Raw genomic sequence first — 15,975 nt, forward strand, 5'->3', positions numbered from 1 at the left:
CCAGCCCGCTTTGCGATCCGAAAACGCGGCGCTTGCGCCGCGTTTTTTTATGTCCGATGTCAGCGCAAAACGCTGATCGTAATGCGTGCTCACGTGCGTAGACCGATGCGGGTCCGTGTGGACCAAGCGGCGCGTCATCACCGCCGGCATCCGTTGCGAATCGGCGCAACGCGTCCGAACAGTGGCTCGCGTCATGTCGGCAATCTGCGGCGTCCGTGATACATCGGATACAGCCTGCGCACCTCGATAACGCGGTGTCCCTAATGCGCTGCGTCTGCGGCCGGCGCCGAATTCTTTGCCGCTGGCGTCAGCAACTGCTCGGCCAATCCGCGATAGATCGGTGTCTTGCACACAAGCCCGGACACCGCGCGTGCAATCAACACGGTGGCCAGGATCGGCAGCAGCATCTGGCCGGTGTCGGTGAGTTCCAGCGAAATCACTGCCGAGGTCAGCGGTGCCTGCGTGACGCCGGTCAGGTAGGCGCACATGCCCAGCAACACGAAGGTGCGTGGGTCCACGCTCGGCATCAGCACCGACAGGTTGTGGCCGATGCCGGCACCCACCGCCAAGGCGGGCGAGAACAGGCCGCCCGGGATACCGGCCAGGTACGAGACCAGGTTGGCGATGAGCTTCATCAGGCCGAACTCATGGCCGACCACGGCATGCCCCTGCACCAGGCTGCGCGCCTGCTCGTAGCCGGTGCCGAAGGCGCCTTGCCCGAACACCATCGCCAGCCCGACCAGCGCCACGCCGCATAACGCTGCCAGCAGCACCGGGTGGCGCTGGCGCAGCGCGCCCAGCCAGCGTGGTTTGCCGCTGACGCTGGCCAGCACCAGCCGCGCGAAGATCCCGCCGAGCAGCCCGGCCACGCTGCCGCACAGCGCAATCGCCAGCCAGGCCTGGCCCAGCGGCAAGGCCACCGCCACCTTGCCGAAGTAGGTGTAGTTGCCCAGCAACCCCAGCGACACCACACCGCCGACGATCACCGCGGTGAGCAAGGTGCCGGAGAAGCGGTGCTCGAAGCGCCCGCTCAATTCTTCGATCGCAAAGACCACCCCGGCGAGCGGCGTATTGAAGGCCGCGGCAATGCCGGCCGCGCCGCCGGCAAGCAGAAAATGCGAGAGCTCGCGCGGATCGTGAAAGCCGAACCAGCGCCCGAACATATGCATCAGGCTGGCGCCGACATGCACGGTGGGACCTTCGCGACCCACCGAGGCGCCACCGAATAGCGACAAGGTGGTCAAGGCGAGCTTGCCGATCGACACGCGCAGCGACAGATTGGTGTCGCGAAACGCCGGATCGTTATGTTCCAGCGCAGCGATGACCTGCGGAATGCCGCTGCCGCGGGTGGGGCGCATCGCCCCGGAGGTCAGCCAGGCGAGCAGGGCGAAGATGCCGGGCGTCAGCAGCAGCGCCCACCAGATCGAATGCGCGGTGATGCGTTGAAACAACTGGAAGGCGGCATCGCTGGCCTTGGCGAACACGATGGAGACCAGGGCCACCGCAATGGCGCCACCCCAGAGTGCAGCGCGGCGACGCCAGCCTTCGCTGGACAACAGCGGCCGCAAGCGACGCGGCGAGGGATCAGAAGCAGACATGGCCCTATTGTCGCATTCGCGCGGTGCAGCGGGTGTGCGTAGTGCTCAGTGCGCAGGGTCCGGCGGCACGCGCAAGGCCGGCAGCAGCGTGGCCGGATTGCCGTCGTTGGGCGCTGCGCTGATGCCAAGCAAACGCGTCATCAAGGCATACACATCGACGTTGTCGAACCCCGGCAAGGTCTTGCCCTGCGCCAGATCCGGGCCTTGCGCTACAAACACCGCACGCATCGAGGGCAGTGCAGGATCGAACCCGTGCGAGCCGCGCATGCCCTGTTGCGCGCGCTTGGCCAATTTGTCGGAGAACAGTGCGTCCCAGCCTTCGTGCATCTGGCACACGATCGGCGGAATGCGCGGATGGCTGCCGTAATGCCAGCGCGCCGGTAGCTCGGCCTTGCGCCAGCAGTCGTATTGCGCATGCGTGCCAAGCAACATGGCCTCGGCGCTGGCCTGTTGCCCAGGCTGCGGAGTGAAGCCGATCACCTGGCCATCGGTGACTGCGGTGGCCATCGCGGGCGGCGCGATGGCTTCCACGCTGATCGCATGCCCCGGCGCCACTTCGGCCATGCCGTGGTCGGACACCACGATGATATTGGTGCGCGCGCGGGTGCCGTCGCGCTGCATGCCGGCCAGCAGCCGGCCGATTGCGGCATCCACGGCGCGCACGCTGTCGGCGTATTCGCGCGATTCCGGGCCGTGATCGTGGCCGGCTTCATCCACGTGTTCGAAGTACAGTGTAACCAGACGATTGCGCTGCGCACCGGAGCGCGCGAGCCAGCCCAGCGTCTCGTCCACACGGGCGTCCATGCCGACGCCTTCTTCGTAGTGACGCCATTGCGTGGGGCGTACGCCCTGGATGGCCGCCTCGCTGCCCGGCCACGACCAGGTCGCTGCATGCAGGCCGGCCTGTTCTGCGCCCACCCACAGCGGCTGGCCACCCCACCAACGCGCGTCGCCCACCGCGTCCTGCTTGCTCAGCCAGAAGCTGCCCAACGCGGGGTCGCGCATGCTGTTGTGCACGATGCCGTGGTGGTCCGGGCGCAGACCGGTGACCAAGGTGTAGTGGTTGGGAAAGGTCAGCGACGGATACGACGGCGTCATCCAGCGCGCACGCACACCATCGCGCGCAAGTTGGGACAGCGTCGGGGTGATGCCGCGATCGAGCATGTCTGCGCGCAGGCCGTCGATAGAGATCAGCAGCAAGGTATGCGGCGCGTCGTCGGGTGCCACGGCCGCCGATGTTGGCGACGATGCACGGGGTTGCGCTGGGGCGTCACGTACGCCGGGCTGGGTGGAGCAGGCCGCGAGCAACGCGGTGGCTATCGCGGCAAAGACAAAACGTTGATCGATCATGTCGCCAGTTTACGGCGCAGCGATGACCTCGCGAAGTCAGGGTGCCTGGGGTGCGCGCTGGTCGCCGAACAGATCGTCAGCACGTGCGATCCGGCGCGGCGACCAGCCTTCCAGTTGCAATAACGCCTGCTTGGTCGGCAGGCCGCCGCCGAAGCCGGTCAGGCTGCCGTTGGCGCCGATCACACGGTGGCAGGGCAGCACGATCGGCAACGGATTGCGGCCGTTGGCGGCACCCACCGCGCGGCTGGCGGCGGGGCGGCCTACCGCCTGCGCGAGCTGCGCGTAACTCCAGGTCTGGCCGAACGGAATCTGCGCCAACGTGTGCCAGACCTGCAGCTGAAAGGGCGTGCCGGCTGGTGCCAGCGGCAGATCGAAACTGCGTCGCCCGCCATGCAGATAATCCAGCAGTTGCTCGCGCGCTTCGCGCACCACTGCGGTATCGGGGGCGTGCGTCCAGCGCGCACGTCCGGGCGCGTCGTAGCGGTTCTGCGCGAACAGGATATGGTGCACGGCGGTGGAATCGGCGGCCACGGTGAGCGCGCCGATCGGCGAGGGAAAGGTGTCGTAGTACAGCGTGTTCATGGGCGGGTGTCCTTGCGATCGACGGCGAGATGCCACAGGTGCAACACGGCATACGCGCGCCATGGGCGCCATGCCTGCGAACGTGCCTCGGTGGCCCGTTCGCTTAAACGTTCCGGCGCGCCGAGAACCTGCTGCAGGATCAGATCGCCGGCCGGAAACGCATCCGGATGCGAGAGCGCACGCATCGCGATGTAATGCGCGGTCCACGGCCCGATCCCGGGCAGCGCGGTGCAGGCGGCGACGAAGTCCGGCAGGCGCTGCCCGGCGCCGAAATGCAGCCGGCCTTGTGCGCAGGCCGATGCCAGTGCGCGTAGCGTGGCCGCACGTGCGCGTGGTAGCCCGAGCTGTTCCAGTGGCGCGTCGGCCAGCTGTTCGGGCGTGGGGAAACTGCGGTCCAGCCCAGGCGGCATATCGGCATGATGGCCGCCGTGGCGGTCCACCAACCGCGCCGCCAGCGTTGCGGCACCGGCCACGCTGATCTGCTGGCCCAGCACCGCGCGCACCGCCACTTCAAAACCATCCCATCCCCCCGGTACGCGCAGGCCGGGCCGGCGCTGGATCGCCTCGGCCAAGCGCGGTTCGGATTCAAGCGTGGCATGGACGGCCTGCAGGTCCGCATCCAGATCGAATAAGCGGCGCACGCGACGCACGATCTGCGGAATCTGGCGCGGGTCGGTCGCCCCGATGTACAGCAGCAGCTCGGCCCGCTGCGGCGTGCCGGTCACCTCGATCAAGTTGGCGTTTCCAGGCGTGCCGATCACGCGCCGGTAACCGCTGGCATCGACCTGCTCGATCCCCGGAATCGCGCGGCGCTGCAAAAAGCCCAGCATCGCCGCCCAATCCAGCGGCGGGCGATACCCCAGACGCAGACACAATTGGCCGCCTGGTACTTCGGTGCGCTGCTTGCGTAGCGCGGACGGCGGCATGCCGCAGCCCTGCAGAAACGCAGCGTTGAAACGCCGCAGGCTGTTGAAGCCGGCGGCGAGTGCGACCTCGGTGACAGGTAAAGCGGTTTCGGTGAGCAACTGCTTGGCCATCAGTAACCGGTGCGTGCCGTGCACCTGGATCGGGGTGGCGCCAAGCTGCTGCACGAACTGTCGTTGCAGCTGCCGCGCACTCACCCCCACCGCATCGGCCAGCGTCTGCACCGGCTGCTCATGCAGCAGGCCTTCGGCAATCATCGCCAGCGCACGCTGCACGCTTTCTTCGCCCAGATGTTGCTGCGCCTGCGGCGACAGCTCCGGACGACAGCGCAGACACGGCCGGTAGCCGGCCGCACTGGCTGCCGCCGCGCTCGGGTAATAACTGACATTGCTTGGCTTGGGCGCCGGTGCCGGACACACCGGCCGGCAGTAAATGCCGGTGCTGCGCACCGCAGTGAAAAACAGTCCGTCGAAGCGCGCATCGCGCGCCAGCCGGGCGCGGTCGCATTGGATTCGATCGGGCGTCAACGTCTGCATGGCGCCAGTCTATGCCCTGGCTTCCGCCGCGGCTGGCCGTTTTCGGACAGGGCTGCTGCAGGGCGGCGTGTTCACCGTCGGGTCAAACCCGTGGCCCATTCAGCCATAGACTGACGGTGAATCCGTCGCGCTCACAATCCCCATCATGCTCAAATCGCTTTGCCTGTCAGTTGCGTGTCTGCTCTTGCTGGTGGCGTGCGAACGCAGCGCGACGTCTGCCGATGCCGGGGCGGCGCAGCAAAACAATGCCGGGCAGGCGGGCGATGGCGACCACATGGTGTCGGTGGATACGCCCGAGCCGGTGGCGCCACCGCCCCGCCCGCGCGCGCAGGCGGGCGAGGCCGGGTGGCCGGCAGCAGCGCTTGAGGCGGGCCAGGCGTGGATCAGTTGCGCCACCGATTACAGCAAGGAGGCCGGCGACGGCACGCTGTTGCCGGCACTGGATCGGGCCAGCGTGGAGGCGGCGCTGGCGCCGTGCCGCGAGACCGGGTTGGTGCGGGTGCGCTATGCGGGCAAGATCAATGCCGGTTTCGCCGCGTTGGTGTGGCGCCTGGCGGCGGTGGCCGAGCAACTGCGGTTGCCGCATCGCATTCTGGATCTGGATTCCAGCGGCGGGCAGGTGGAGGCAGCGATCCGCGCCGGCGACACCATCGGCGAATCCAATTGGACGATCTGGGTGCGCGAGGGCTCGATCTGCCACAGCGCCTGCGTGTTCGTGCTGGCGGCCGGCGATAACCTCCTGGTGGCCGGCAAGGTCGGCATCCACCGGATGATGCGGATCAGCTCCAAGGCGACGTCGCGTTCGGAACTCAATCGCGAATTGCGCGAGGTCTACGGCAACGTCAAGGATTATCTGGAGCGTAACGGCGTGGCGGTGGCGGTGGCCGATCTGATGATGACCGTGCCTAACCGCAGCCTGCGGCTGCTGACGATGGAAGAACTGCGCGAGTACGGGTTGGACGGCACCAACGCCGTGCAGGACGACCTGGAGCGCATCCGGCAGATGCGCAAATGCGGCGATGCGTTTGTTCGCCGCAAAGATGCGTTTCTGGTGGCGTTCGATCAAAAGTGCAAAGGCGAGGGCGCAGATCTGGATGCGGTCAACGCGTGTGGGCTGGCCCTGAAGCAGCGCTTCGGTTTTCCGGATGCGGCCTGCCCGGAAGAAAGCCCGCTGGCCGAGACCGATGCCGCCGCCCTGCCGGCAACCCCGGCGGCCGACACGCAGACCGGTTCCGCAGCGGAAGAGCGACCACAGGCAGAACCGAGCGCCGCCGCGGCGCCGGATGCTGCAGAGTCGGAGCCGTCGACGCCCGCGCACGCCGAGGGCTGAGCGCGGGGCAGGTTTCACGCGTATCGCACTGCGCGCTGCCTATCGTCGCCCCATCACAACCGGGCCGGGGGGCAGTATGCGAGGCAAGACCAAGGGCGTTGTACTGGCGTATCTGCCATCGGCGTTGCTGGTGCTGGTGGGCTTCGGCGTGGCCGAGCTGCTGCGCGTTGCCGCCACCGCACTGCATGCGCAATGGCCGGCCACGCTGGGGATGTGGCTGAGCCTGGCGGCGCTGGTTGCGGCCATCGCGCGCGCGTTCTGGGTCAGCTGGCGCCTGTGGCGCCCGCGCGGCGTGGCCGCCGTGCCGCCTGCTCCCGGCGGAGAGCTCTAGCGATTCGATCCAGGCCGAACGCCTCTGCTTGCGGGTGGGTGCAGCGTTGATGGCGCCGGCTGCGCAGGTTCGAGCCGCCTTTTGCTGGTGGCCCCACGGCGCGGTTACACGCCAACGCGACAGTGTCGTCCGGATCATGCAGTCAGCCGCTCCTCCCCCGATCGCGCGCCGCTTGTGTTGCGCAGGTCCGGCCATAGACTGCGTTACCCGCCGCAATGTGTGCGGTCCATCTCTTTCCAACCCGTTCAAGGTGCTGTCCCATGCTTGGTCCTCGTTTGCTTGTCGCGTTGGTGTTGGCTCCAGCGCTGGCGTTCGCTCAACAACCGCAGCCTTCCCGCGCGGCCACTGCCCAGCCGGCGCCCGCGGCACAAAAGCCGGCGGCGGGGCAGCCCGCGCCAGCGCTGAGCGCGGCCCAGCAGGCGCAGGTTGCCAAACAGGACGTGGAGATGACCCAGGCCGCCTTGCGCGTGGCGCAGATGGTCGATGCCAACAAGGCGGCCTCGCTGTGGGACGGTGCGTCCAGCGTGGCCAAGACTGCAGTCAAGCGCGATGCCTTCGTCGCCCAGCTCGCCGGCGAGCGTACGCGTCTGGGTGCGATGGTCGGGCGTGGCCAGGGCTCGGTGACGCGGGTGAAATACGGCCCCGGCGCACAGGTGCCCGAAGGGTTGTACGTCAACGTCAGCTTCCCGACCCGGTTTGCCAACGCGCCGCAGCCGGTGCGCGAGCTGGTGTCGTTCCGGCTGGACGAAGACAAGACCTGGCGCGTTGCGGGCTACAGCCTGCGCACGGCGGCCAAGTGATGCGGCAGCCCACCGGGAGACCGACATGCAACTGACCATCGAACTGCAGATGCTGGGCTGGGCCATGGTGCTCGGCCTGGTACAGCTGCTGGCTGCATCAACCAGCATGACCGCCCAGCGCGGCACCAAGTGGAATGCCAGTCCGCGCGATGGCGATGCCAAGCCGTTGACCGGCGTGGCCGCACGGCTGGATCGCGCGTTTCGCAACTATCTGGAAACCTTTGCGATCTTTGCCGCCGCGGTGCTGGCGGTAACCGTGGCCGGTCGCATCAATGCGGAAACCGCCTTGGGCGTGCAGTTGTATCTGTGGGCGCGGGTGGCCTACGTGCCGGTTTATGCGGCCGGCATCCCCTATCTGCGCAGCGCAATCTGGGTGGTGTCGTTCTGGGGCATCGTCAAGCTGGTACGCGCGCTGCTGGGTTGGTAAGGCATTACGGTTCTGGCGCGTGCACGCGTGGCGTGCATTTCGCTTGATTCCGATCGAGCGACGGCTCGCGCGTTGGCTCCAGGTTGGGCGCAGCGGTCGTGGCAGGTGCGCAGCATGCAATCGGTGGATGTCGTCATCCGCCGTTGTTTAGACGGGCCTGGGCGTGCAAGCGGGCAGGCAATACGAGCATTCCGCCGCACTGGATGGCATCAGCTCGGCACCCGCGCCACGATCGCATCGATCGCTGTCTGCGTATCGCCACTGCGCATGGCGTCTTCCAGCAGCGGGATCGTCCAGGCGCACCCTGCATGGGTCAGATGCACGCGCCAGCCGCCTCGCCAGCCGTCCAGCTCGTCCAACGCCAGCATGATGCAGCCGCCACGGTCGGCATGGCCGCCATGGATGGATTGCTCCAGCCAGAACGGGCGCGCCGCGCCGAGTTCGATCGAGAACACGTAGACGTCGTGTTTCGGATCTTCGGCCGAGGGAGCGATATTGCGCTGGCCGATCTCGATCACCCTCATTCGCCGGACTCGGACTCGGACTCGGACTCGGGGTCCATGGCCATGACGCGAATCTCCACGTCGTCCAGTTGCACGAGTTGACCGGGGCGGATCTTCGCGGTCTTGCGCAGCTCCTGCACGCCATCGACGCTGACCGCGCCGCTGGCGACGATGGCCTTGCCCTGGCCGCCGCTATCGGCAATACCGGCTAGCTTGAGTAACTGGTTGAGTTCGATGTACTCGCCGTCCAGGTCGAATTCCAGGAATTGCATGCTGCGCTCGGTCAAAAAGAAACCGATTATCCGCCCGGAGCCGCGGCCGGCACCACCATGCGCAAGCCCGCACCAGACACATGGCTGCGCGCAGGCAGCCGCAGCGCGCTGCCGCCTTGCGGGCGATGCGGTCGTCGGCATGGGGGGGGCGGCTACTCGCGGCGCAACCGCGCAATCTCCCCCAGCAGGCTCTGGGCGGCGGTCATGCTGCGGCCGGCCTGGGCATCGTCGATTTGCAGGTCTGTATCCAGGGGCATGGCTCCGAGGCAGGGCGGGAGTGGGGAAGCGCGTGCCAGGATGATTCGCCGGGGCGGGCGAATCCTCACAACCTGAACAAAACGTCACAACCCTTCGACACGAAGGGGGGTAAGGGCGCACACTATGCAGCTTTGCGCCTGCCGGATCCGTGCGGCGCCTCCGGAGTTACCCATGACCCAAGAATCTTCCGCGCCGCTGCTGTTTGCAGACCTCGGCCTCTCGGACGCTGTGATGAAAGCCGTTGCCAACGTTGGCTACGAGTCGCCGTCGCCGATCCAGGCTGCCACCATTCCCGCGCTGCTTGCCGGCCGCGACGTCCTCGGCCAGGCGCAGACCGGTACCGGCAAGACCGCCGCGTTCGCGCTGCCGGTGCTGTCCAACGCCGATCTGAATCAGCTCAAGCCGCAGGCGCTGGTGCTGGCTCCGACCCGCGAACTGGCCATCCAGGTCGCCGAAGCCTTCCAGAAATATGCCGAAGCCATCCCCGGTTTCCGCGTGCTGCCCGTCTACGGCGGCCAGCCGTATGCCCAGCAGCTGAGCGCGCTCAAGCGCGGCGTGCATGTGGTGGTAGGTACCCCGGGCCGGGTGATCGATCACCTGGATCGCGGCACCCTGGATCTGTCCCAGCTCAAGACGCTGGTGCTGGACGAAGCCGACGAAATGCTGCGCATGGGCTTCATCGACGACGTCGAAGCCGTGCTCAAGAAGCTGCCGGAAAAGCGCCAGGTGGCGTTGTTCTCGGCCACCATGCCGCCGGCCATCCGCCGCATCGCGCAGACCTATCTGAAAGACCCGGCCGAAGTCACCATCGCGGCCAAGACCACCACCTCGGCCAACATCCGCCAGCGCTACTGGTGGGTGAGCGGGCTGCACAAGCTGGACGCGCTGACCCGCATCCTTGAGGTCGAGCCGTTCGACGGCATGATCATCTTCGCGCGCACCAAGGCCGGTACCGAAGAGCTGGCGCAGAAGCTGCAGGCCCGTGGCCTGGCCGCGGCCGCCATCAACGGCGACATGCAGCAGGCCGCGCGTGAAAAGACCATTGCCCAGCTCAAGGACGGCAAGCTGGACATCCTGGTCGCCACCGACGTGGCCGCCCGCGGCCTGGACGTGGAGCGCGTCAGCCACGTGCTCAATTACGACATCCCGTACGACACCGAAAGCTATGTGCACCGCATCGGCCGTACCGGTCGTGCCGGCCGCAATGGCGACGCCATTCTGTTCGTCACCCCGCGCGAGAAGGGCATGCTGCGCTCGATCGAACGCGCGACCCGCCAGCCGATCGAAGAAATGCAGCTGCCGAGCGTGGATGCGGTCAACGACACCCGCGTGGCGCGCTTCATGACCCGCATCACCGAGACGCTGGCCGGCGGCCAGATCGAGATGTACCGCGATCTGCTGCAGCGCTACGAGGCCGAAAACAACGTGCCGGCGATCGAGATCGCCGCGGCAATGGCCAAGTTGCTGCAGGGCGATGCGCCGTTCCTGCTGACCCCGCCGGTGCGTGGTGCGCGCGAAGAGTTCACCCCGCAGCGCACCGAGCGTGCCGACCGTGGAGATCGCGGCGACCGTGGTGAGCGTCCGCGTTTCGAACCCAAGTTCGAGCGTGGCCCGCGTGCCAACGATGGCGAGCGCGCACCGCGTCCGCCGCGTGCCGACGATGCCGGTAGCGAGCGTCCGCGCCGTGACCCGGCCCCGCGTGGCGAGCCGGAGTTCGGCATGGAGAGCTATCGCATCGAAGTGGGCCACACCCACGGCGTGAAGCCGGCCAACATCGTCGGCGCCATCGCCAACGAGGCCGGTCTGGAAAGCCGCTATATCGGCCGGATCGATATCCAGGACGATTATTCGATCCTGGATCTGCCGGCCGACATGCCGCGCGAGCTGCTGACGCACCTGAAGAAGGTCTGGGTCTCCGGCCAGCAGCTCAACATGCGCAAGCTGGAAGAAGGCGAGGCGGCGGCGTCGCCGTCCAAGCCGCGCTTCCCGCGTGGTGGCAAGCCGTCCGGTCGTCCGAACGGCCCGGGGCGTCCGATGGATCGCGCCGGCGCGCCGCACCGCAAGGGCCCGCCCAAGCCGCGCGGCGAGTAAGCCACGCTGACAATCGGCTGCGCGGCGAAGCGCGGACGTAGCCGGTGTCAGTTCCGCTATTCCTTTCAAGGCATAGCCTGGCAATGCAAGCAAGCGTGTCCCGACAGGGGCCGCAGATGGCGGATGGTCAGCCAGACTGACCGTTTCCGCCGGCCGTCCGGCAAACGGACGCCGCCATACAGACTCGGCCATGACGGCCGCTACTGCCTTCAGGCGCCCACTGGGCGCCTGACTCGCATTGGGTGGCGGTACACGAGGACGGCAATGGCGCAGGCAGCACGCAGTACACGCAGTGGCCGGACCATGCACATGGTGCGCGGCTGGCTGACGCTCCCTCTGGCGCTGCTGATGGCCGTGGCTGTCGGCATGGCCGTGCTCTCTGCACTGGCGATCGAAATCCAATCCGGAGCCACCGCCTGGATCGTTGGTCAGGGCCATTGGTCCAATGCCCAGCAGGAGTCGGTGTACTGGCTGGAGCGCTACCTGACGAGCGGCGATCCGTCCGATCTACAGGCCGCCTGCCGCGCGCTGGAGGTGCCGCTCGGCGATCGTGCGGCACGCGAGGCGGTCGAACAGCCGGTGATTGCCTGGACAGCGGTTTACGCCGGGCTCGCAGCCGGGCGCAATGCCCGCGAGGACATGCCGCAAATGGTCCGGCTGTATCGCTACGGCCAGGTTTTTCCGTATCTGGGCGATGCCATCGCGATGTGGAAGCATACCGATGCCGATCTGTTGAAGCTGAGTGCGCTGGCCGACCGTGCTGCCTCCGTGCAGGCCGCCAGTACACCGGATGCGCGCGCGCTGCAGGCGCTGCGCGACGACCTGCATCTGCTCGATGGCCGCATGCGCAGCGATGCGGGGCAGTTCCAGGCGCAGCTGATCCGCTGCGCACGCCTGCTGCACGACGTGATGGTGGCCTGCAGCCTGGCCACCTTATTGTTGGTGCTGATCACCTGCGTGCTGGCGATGCGTCGCATCCGCGATTATCTGCTGTCGCACGAGGGCCGCTTTCGCACCGCGTTTCAGCAGGCCGCGCTGGGCATGGTCAAGTTCGATCTGCGCGGCCACGTGCTCGATGCCAACGCCTCGATGGCCACCATCCTGCGCTACCGCCCGGAAGAGCTGCAGGCGTCCACGCTAGCAGAGCTGATACATCCGGACGACATCGTGCTGGACAGCCGCGGCATGATCGACTGGCCGCGGCTGATGCAGTCCGGCGAGCTGCGCTTCCTGCGTGCCGATGGCGAAGTGATGTGGGGCCGCTGGAGCGCCTCGCTGGTGGAGCCGGGCCCGGAGGAACCCACGCTGGTGCTGGCGGTGATCGAAGATGTCTCGCACGCGCACGAACTGGCCGACGAGGTCGCCTTCCACGCGCGCCACGACGCCTTGACCGGCCTGATCAACCGGCGCGAGATCGAGCGCCGCCTGCTGCATCTGATCGAGCCGCCGCAATCGCCGCAGCTGTGCCATGCGCTGTGCTTCGTGGATCTGGACCACTTCAAACTGGTCAACGACACCTTCGGGCATGCGGTCGGCGACAAGTTCCTGTGCCACTTCGCCGATGTCATCACCATGCAGCTGCGTCCGGGCGACTGGCTGGGGCGGCTGGGAGGCGACGAGTTCGCGATCCTGCTGGCCAATACCGATCTGCTGCAGGCGCAGGCAGTGCTGGAGCGCATGCATGGCGTGTTGGGGCAGCCGTGGAGCCATCAGGGCGGCCGGCCGCTGACGCCGAGTTGCAGCTTTGGCGTGGTGGAAATCCGCCAGGGCGCCAGCGATGTCAACGCCTTGATGACCGCGGCCGATCTGGCCTGTTACGCGGCCAAGGAAGAAGGGCGCAACCGGATTCGGTGTTTTGGCGAGAACGATCTGGCCTTGGCGCGGCGTCGGCATGACGGTGGCTGGATCAGCGCCGTGCAGCAGGCCATCGCCGAACAGCGGCTGCTGCTGTACGCGCAGAAGATCCAGGTGCTGAGCGACCCCGATCGTCTGCAGTACGAAGTGCTGGTGCGCATGCGCGCGCGCGATGGACGCGTGCTGAGTCCGGGCGAATTCCTGCCTGCAGTGGAGCGTTACGGGCTCGGGCGCATGGTCGATGTCTATGTGCTGGAAACCTTGTGCGCGCAATTGGCCGACAACCCGCTGCATGTGGCGACCCTGGACCTGTGTCACGTCAATCTGTCCGCGCAATCGATCGCGCAGCCGGATTTTCTCGATTTCGTCTGCGCCTTGTTCGAGCGCTACCCCACGCTTGTGTCCAAGCTATGCATGGAGATCACCGAAACCGCCGTCATTGGCGATCTGGAACATGCGCAGCGCTTCGTGCAGAGCGTGCGTGCGCGTGGCTGCCATGTGGCGTTGGACGATTTCGGTAGCGGGCTGGCCTCGTTCGGCTACCTCAAGCAGTTCACCGTCGATGTGTTGAAGATCGATTGCGGCTTCGTGCGCAACTACGCGCATGACGCGGTGGACCGCGCCGCGGTGCATTCCATCGCCCAGGTCGGCCTGGCATTGGGCATCGAAGTGGTGGCCGAAGGGGTGGAGTCGGAGGCGGATATCCCCGGCCTGCGCGATGCCGGCGTGGGCCAGGTGCAGGGCTTCAGCCTGCACCGCCCGTGCCCGCTGCAAGACCTGATCGCGCCACAGCCATTGCTGGCGGTGACCGGGTAGGGCCTGCCGGCAGCGCTCCGCGCCAGGGCCGTGACTGCGCCAGAGTGCGTTGCCGGCTGTAAATCGCCGATAATCGGAAGATGACAATCCGACTCAACAAACATATCGCCGATACCGGCTTCTGCTCGCGCCGCGAGGCCGACCGCCTGATCGGCGAACGCCGCGTCACCGTCAACGGCGTGGTCGCCGGCACCGGCGCGGTGGTGGGCGAGGAAGACACCGTGCTGGTGGATGGTCAGCCGCTGCGCGCACGCGAGGCCAAGAAGCCCGGTGGACGCAAGCATGTCTATATCGCGCTCAACAAGCCGGTAGGCATCACTTGCACCACCGAGAGTTCGGTCAAGGGCAACATCGTCGAATTCGTCGGCCACGAGCAGCGCATCTTCCCGATCGGCCGCCTGGACAAGGAGTCCGAAGGGCTGATCCTGATGACCAGCAACGGCAACATCGTCAACGAGATCCTGCGCGCGGAAAACCGCCACCAAAAAGAGTATCTGGTGGCGGTCAACAAGGCGGTCACCGACGAATTCTTGCGTGGCATGGCGCGTGGTGTGCGCATCCACAACGAAACCACCTTGCCGTGCCGCACCGCGCGCATCGCCAAGTTCGGCTTCCGCATCGTGCTGGAGCAAGGCTTGAACCGGCAGATTCGCCTGATGGCCGCCGAATTCGGCTACCGGGTCACGCAACTGCGGCGGGTGCGCATCGACAACATCAAGCTTGCCGCGCTCAAGCCTGGGCAGTGGCGCAACTTGAGCGATGCGGAACTGCGCGGCCTGCTGCCGCAGCGCACCGAGTGGTAAACCGGCCGGCCGGCTGCGCTGCCGGATGTCAGGCGCAGTGGTCGCCATCCGGTGCTTCCGCTGCAGTCGGTATGGGCGTTCGCGTGCGGCCCGCCGGGTGCGAATAGCTGACCAAACGCTGCGCTTGGCACCTTGTGGGCTCGGTCATCGTCATCGTCGATAAGCGTCGGCCGCTCACGCGTTCGCTGCGAAGCGTCGGTCTCGGGTGTTACGCGACACTGCGGTCGCTGTCGGCCAACGCCGTGGCGCTGGATGTCGTATCACTCACTCAGTCGACGATGTTCTTGGCTTCGGCGGTGCCCAGCAGCTCCGGGTGCACCACCTTGCGCCGGCGTTCCAGCACCGGATGCAGAAACACCGCGCCGAGAATGATCGCCACGCCAAGATAGAACTGCAGGGTGAGCTCGCGTTGTTCGCCCAGCAGGGCGATGGCCAGCACGATGGCGTAGACCGGCTCCAGATTGGTCACCAGCTGCACCGAGTACGCGCTGAGATGACGCAGCGCGACCAGTGCCAGCGCAAACGGCAGCAGGGTGCAGGCCAGCGACAGGACGAGCAGCAACACGCCATCGTGCAGGCTGGGAAGCATCAACAGATCGCCATGCAACGATGGCAGCAGCAGCGGCATGGCCGGTGCCAGCACGGTCAAGGTCAGCGTGCCGGCACCCAGTTCCAGTGCAGTGACGGTGAGCGGGTCGGCATGCGCCACCATGCGTTTGTTGAGAGAGCCGAACAGCCCGACGAACACGGCCGAAATCGCGCCGACCACCACCCCTGCACGCATGCCATCGGGCACGCCGCCGACCACCAGCGCCACTCCCGGCAACACGGCAAGGCCGAACAGCAACTCGCGCGGGCGGAATGGCCGCTGCGTCACCCAGGGCTCGATCACGGCAGTGAACACCGGCGCCAAGGCGATGCAGGTGGCTGCCACCGACGCGTTGGCCAGCTTGATCGCGCCATAGAAGGTCAGCCAATGCAGCGCCACCAACGCGCCGATGCCGCAATAGCCCAGCACCACGCGCGCGGACAGGCCGCGCAGGCCGCGCCACACCCGCGGCCACAAGGCCAAGGCCACCACTACGATCAACATGCGCCACCACACCAGCGGCAACGCCTGCAGCGTGATCAACTTGCCCAGAATCGCGGTGATGCCCCAAAGCAGCACGCAGAAATGAATTTGCAGTTGCGCCTTGCGCAGGTCGGTCGTGGGCATGCGCCATTGTCGCCGAAAAGCCGCAGATCGGCGCCGTGCAATGAGTCGTATTGGAGCGGCTGACACCACCTGGCGAGCAGTCGTCAGGTGGGTAGGGACGGCGCGGTCAGAACCGCAGTGTATGCGTGGTACATACCGCATCAAGCATCAACCACGCCCGCCTGGCGGCTGCAAAGTCATCTTGTCTGCTGCTCTAAGGAAGGTCTGAATAACGATGCCTGAGAGGGCAGAATGTCCGCATCGTTCCGGAGAATCGCGTTTGGATCTTCGGAGTTTCGCCATTT

Annotated in this window: 14 protein-coding genes and 1 other RNA gene; 7 read left to right on the forward strand and 8 right to left on the reverse strand. The window is 66.8% G+C overall.

Annotation, left to right across the window (positions count from 1 at the left end; translation table 11 throughout):
• Positions 1-260: 260 nt before the first annotated feature.
• From XdyCFBP7245_RS19680 to XdyCFBP7245_RS19695, 4 genes are read right to left on the reverse strand one after another with little or no spacing between them, the layout of a single operon-like run.
• Entirely contained in the window at positions 261-1,598 is a 1,338-nt protein-coding gene (locus XdyCFBP7245_RS19680; protein ID WP_104617117.1) for a chloride channel protein, read from the reverse strand.
• 45 nt (positions 1,599-1,643) lie between these two features.
• Positions 1,644-2,948 carry an alkaline phosphatase family protein gene (locus XdyCFBP7245_RS19685; RefSeq protein WP_104617118.1) on the reverse strand — a complete coding sequence of 435 codons (1,305 nt, stop codon included), beginning with the start codon at positions 2,946-2,948 and terminating at the stop codon, positions 1,644-1,646.
• Positions 2,949-2,984: 36 nt separating this feature from the next.
• Complete coding sequence (locus XdyCFBP7245_RS19690) at positions 2,985-3,530, reverse strand: methylated-DNA--[protein]-cysteine S-methyltransferase (protein ID WP_104617119.1); 546 nt, start codon at positions 3,528-3,530, stop codon at positions 2,985-2,987.
• A complete protein-coding gene (locus XdyCFBP7245_RS19695; RefSeq protein WP_104617120.1) occupies positions 3,527-4,990 on the reverse strand; it encodes a DNA-3-methyladenine glycosylase 2 in 1,464 nt (487 codons plus the stop codon). The genes XdyCFBP7245_RS19690 and XdyCFBP7245_RS19695 overlap by 4 nt, the downstream gene beginning before the upstream one ends.
• Positions 4,991-5,135: 145 nt before the next feature.
• Here XdyCFBP7245_RS19695 and XdyCFBP7245_RS19700 point away from each other — a divergent pair, with 145 nt between their 5' ends.
• The 4 genes from XdyCFBP7245_RS19700 to XdyCFBP7245_RS19715 all read left to right on the forward strand — a co-directional run bounded on the left by XdyCFBP7245_RS19700 (position 5,136) and on the right by XdyCFBP7245_RS19715 (position 7,878).
• Entirely contained in the window at positions 5,136-6,320 is a 1,185-nt protein-coding gene (locus XdyCFBP7245_RS19700; RefSeq protein WP_104617121.1) for a COG3904 family protein, read from the forward strand.
• A 76-nt stretch (positions 6,321-6,396) separates the two neighbouring features.
• Positions 6,397-6,651, forward strand: a complete 255-nt coding sequence (locus XdyCFBP7245_RS19705; RefSeq protein ID WP_055849871.1) for a hypothetical protein — start codon at positions 6,397-6,399, stop codon at positions 6,649-6,651.
• 260 nt (positions 6,652-6,911) lie between these two features.
• Positions 6,912-7,451 (forward strand): DUF4019 domain-containing protein, encoded by a 540-nt coding sequence (locus tag XdyCFBP7245_RS19710; RefSeq protein WP_104617122.1) that lies wholly within the window; start codon positions 6,912-6,914, stop codon positions 7,449-7,451.
• A 25-nt stretch (positions 7,452-7,476) separates the two neighbouring features.
• On the forward strand, positions 7,477-7,878 hold the full coding sequence (locus XdyCFBP7245_RS19715) for an MAPEG family protein (RefSeq protein ID WP_104617123.1): 402 nt from the start codon (positions 7,477-7,479) through the stop codon (positions 7,876-7,878).
• Between the two features lie 209 nt (positions 7,879-8,087).
• Here the strand turns inward: XdyCFBP7245_RS19715 and XdyCFBP7245_RS19720 are convergent, their stop codons facing one another.
• Together XdyCFBP7245_RS19720 and XdyCFBP7245_RS19725 are read right to left on the reverse strand one after the other, a co-directional pair.
• On the reverse strand, positions 8,088-8,402 hold the full coding sequence (locus XdyCFBP7245_RS19720) for a hypothetical protein (RefSeq protein WP_104617124.1): 315 nt from the start codon (positions 8,400-8,402) through the stop codon (positions 8,088-8,090).
• The gene (locus XdyCFBP7245_RS19725) at positions 8,399-8,653 is read right to left on the reverse strand and encodes an RNA-binding S4 domain-containing protein (RefSeq protein WP_104617131.1); all 255 of its coding nucleotides are present in this window, start codon (positions 8,651-8,653) and stop codon (positions 8,399-8,401) included. The genes XdyCFBP7245_RS19720 and XdyCFBP7245_RS19725 overlap by 4 nt, the downstream gene beginning before the upstream one ends.
• A gap of 429 nt (positions 8,654-9,082) precedes the next feature.
• On the opposite strand from XdyCFBP7245_RS19725, the gene XdyCFBP7245_RS19730 reads away from it, so the two are divergent.
• The 3 genes from XdyCFBP7245_RS19730 (at position 9,083) to XdyCFBP7245_RS19740 (ending at position 14,475) form a co-directional block, all read left to right on the forward strand.
• Entirely contained in the window at positions 9,083-11,002 is a 1,920-nt protein-coding gene (locus tag XdyCFBP7245_RS19730; protein WP_104617125.1) for a DEAD/DEAH box helicase, read from the forward strand.
• A gap of 264 nt (positions 11,003-11,266) precedes the next feature.
• Positions 11,267-13,672: a putative bifunctional diguanylate cyclase/phosphodiesterase gene (locus XdyCFBP7245_RS19735; protein ID WP_104617126.1), complete on the forward strand. Its 2,406-nt coding sequence runs from the start codon at positions 11,267-11,269 to the stop codon at positions 13,670-13,672.
• An 80-nt stretch (positions 13,673-13,752) separates the two neighbouring features.
• A complete protein-coding gene (locus XdyCFBP7245_RS19740) occupies positions 13,753-14,475 on the forward strand; it encodes a pseudouridine synthase (protein ID WP_104617127.1) in 723 nt (240 codons plus the stop codon).
• 268 nt (positions 14,476-14,743) lie between these two features.
• Here the strand turns inward: XdyCFBP7245_RS19740 and XdyCFBP7245_RS19745 are convergent, their stop codons facing one another.
• Positions 14,744-15,691 (reverse strand): DMT family transporter, encoded by a 948-nt coding sequence (locus XdyCFBP7245_RS19745; protein ID WP_104617128.1) that lies wholly within the window; start codon positions 15,689-15,691, stop codon positions 14,744-14,746.
• Between the two features lie 57 nt (positions 15,692-15,748).
• A non-coding RNA gene (locus XdyCFBP7245_RS19750) (sX9 sRNA) lies at positions 15,749-15,825 on the reverse strand.
• Positions 15,826-15,975: the final 150 nt, after the last annotated feature.

Source organism: Xanthomonas dyei (assembly GCF_002939865.1).
Taxonomy (GTDB): domain Bacteria; phylum Pseudomonadota; class Gammaproteobacteria; order Xanthomonadales; family Xanthomonadaceae; genus Xanthomonas; species Xanthomonas dyei.

What these genes read in the sequence shown, in the direction of transcription:
- XdyCFBP7245_RS19680 (WP_104617117.1), bottom strand. Translation starts at nt 1,598, where the DNA reads ATGTCTGCTTCTGATCCCTCGCCGCGTCGCTTGCGGCCGCTGTTGTCC.
- XdyCFBP7245_RS19685 (WP_104617118.1), bottom strand. Translation starts at nt 2,948, where the DNA reads ATGATCGATCAACGTTTTGTCTTTGCCGCGATAGCCACCGCGTTGCTC.
- XdyCFBP7245_RS19690 (WP_104617119.1), bottom strand. Translation starts at nt 3,530, where the DNA reads ATGAACACGCTGTACTACGACACCTTTCCCTCGCCGATCGGCGCGCTC.
- XdyCFBP7245_RS19695 (WP_104617120.1), bottom strand. Translation starts at nt 4,990, where the DNA reads ATGCAGACGTTGACGCCCGATCGAATCCAATGCGACCGCGCCCGGCTG.
- XdyCFBP7245_RS19700 (WP_104617121.1), top strand. Translation starts at nt 5,136, where the DNA reads ATGCTCAAATCGCTTTGCCTGTCAGTTGCGTGTCTGCTCTTGCTGGTG.
- XdyCFBP7245_RS19705 (WP_055849871.1), top strand. Translation starts at nt 6,397, where the DNA reads ATGCGAGGCAAGACCAAGGGCGTTGTACTGGCGTATCTGCCATCGGCG.
- XdyCFBP7245_RS19710 (WP_104617122.1), top strand. Translation starts at nt 6,912, where the DNA reads ATGCTTGGTCCTCGTTTGCTTGTCGCGTTGGTGTTGGCTCCAGCGCTG.
- XdyCFBP7245_RS19715 (WP_104617123.1), top strand. Translation starts at nt 7,477, where the DNA reads ATGCAACTGACCATCGAACTGCAGATGCTGGGCTGGGCCATGGTGCTC.
- XdyCFBP7245_RS19720 (WP_104617124.1), bottom strand. Translation starts at nt 8,402, where the DNA reads ATGAGGGTGATCGAGATCGGCCAGCGCAATATCGCTCCCTCGGCCGAA.
- XdyCFBP7245_RS19725 (WP_104617131.1), bottom strand. Translation starts at nt 8,653, where the DNA reads ATGCAATTCCTGGAATTCGACCTGGACGGCGAGTACATCGAACTCAAC.
- XdyCFBP7245_RS19730 (WP_104617125.1), top strand. Translation starts at nt 9,083, where the DNA reads ATGACCCAAGAATCTTCCGCGCCGCTGCTGTTTGCAGACCTCGGCCTC.
- XdyCFBP7245_RS19735 (WP_104617126.1), top strand. Translation starts at nt 11,267, where the DNA reads ATGGCGCAGGCAGCACGCAGTACACGCAGTGGCCGGACCATGCACATG.
- XdyCFBP7245_RS19740 (WP_104617127.1), top strand. Translation starts at nt 13,753, where the DNA reads ATGACAATCCGACTCAACAAACATATCGCCGATACCGGCTTCTGCTCG.
- XdyCFBP7245_RS19745 (WP_104617128.1), bottom strand. Translation starts at nt 15,691, where the DNA reads ATGCCCACGACCGACCTGCGCAAGGCGCAACTGCAAATTCATTTCTGC.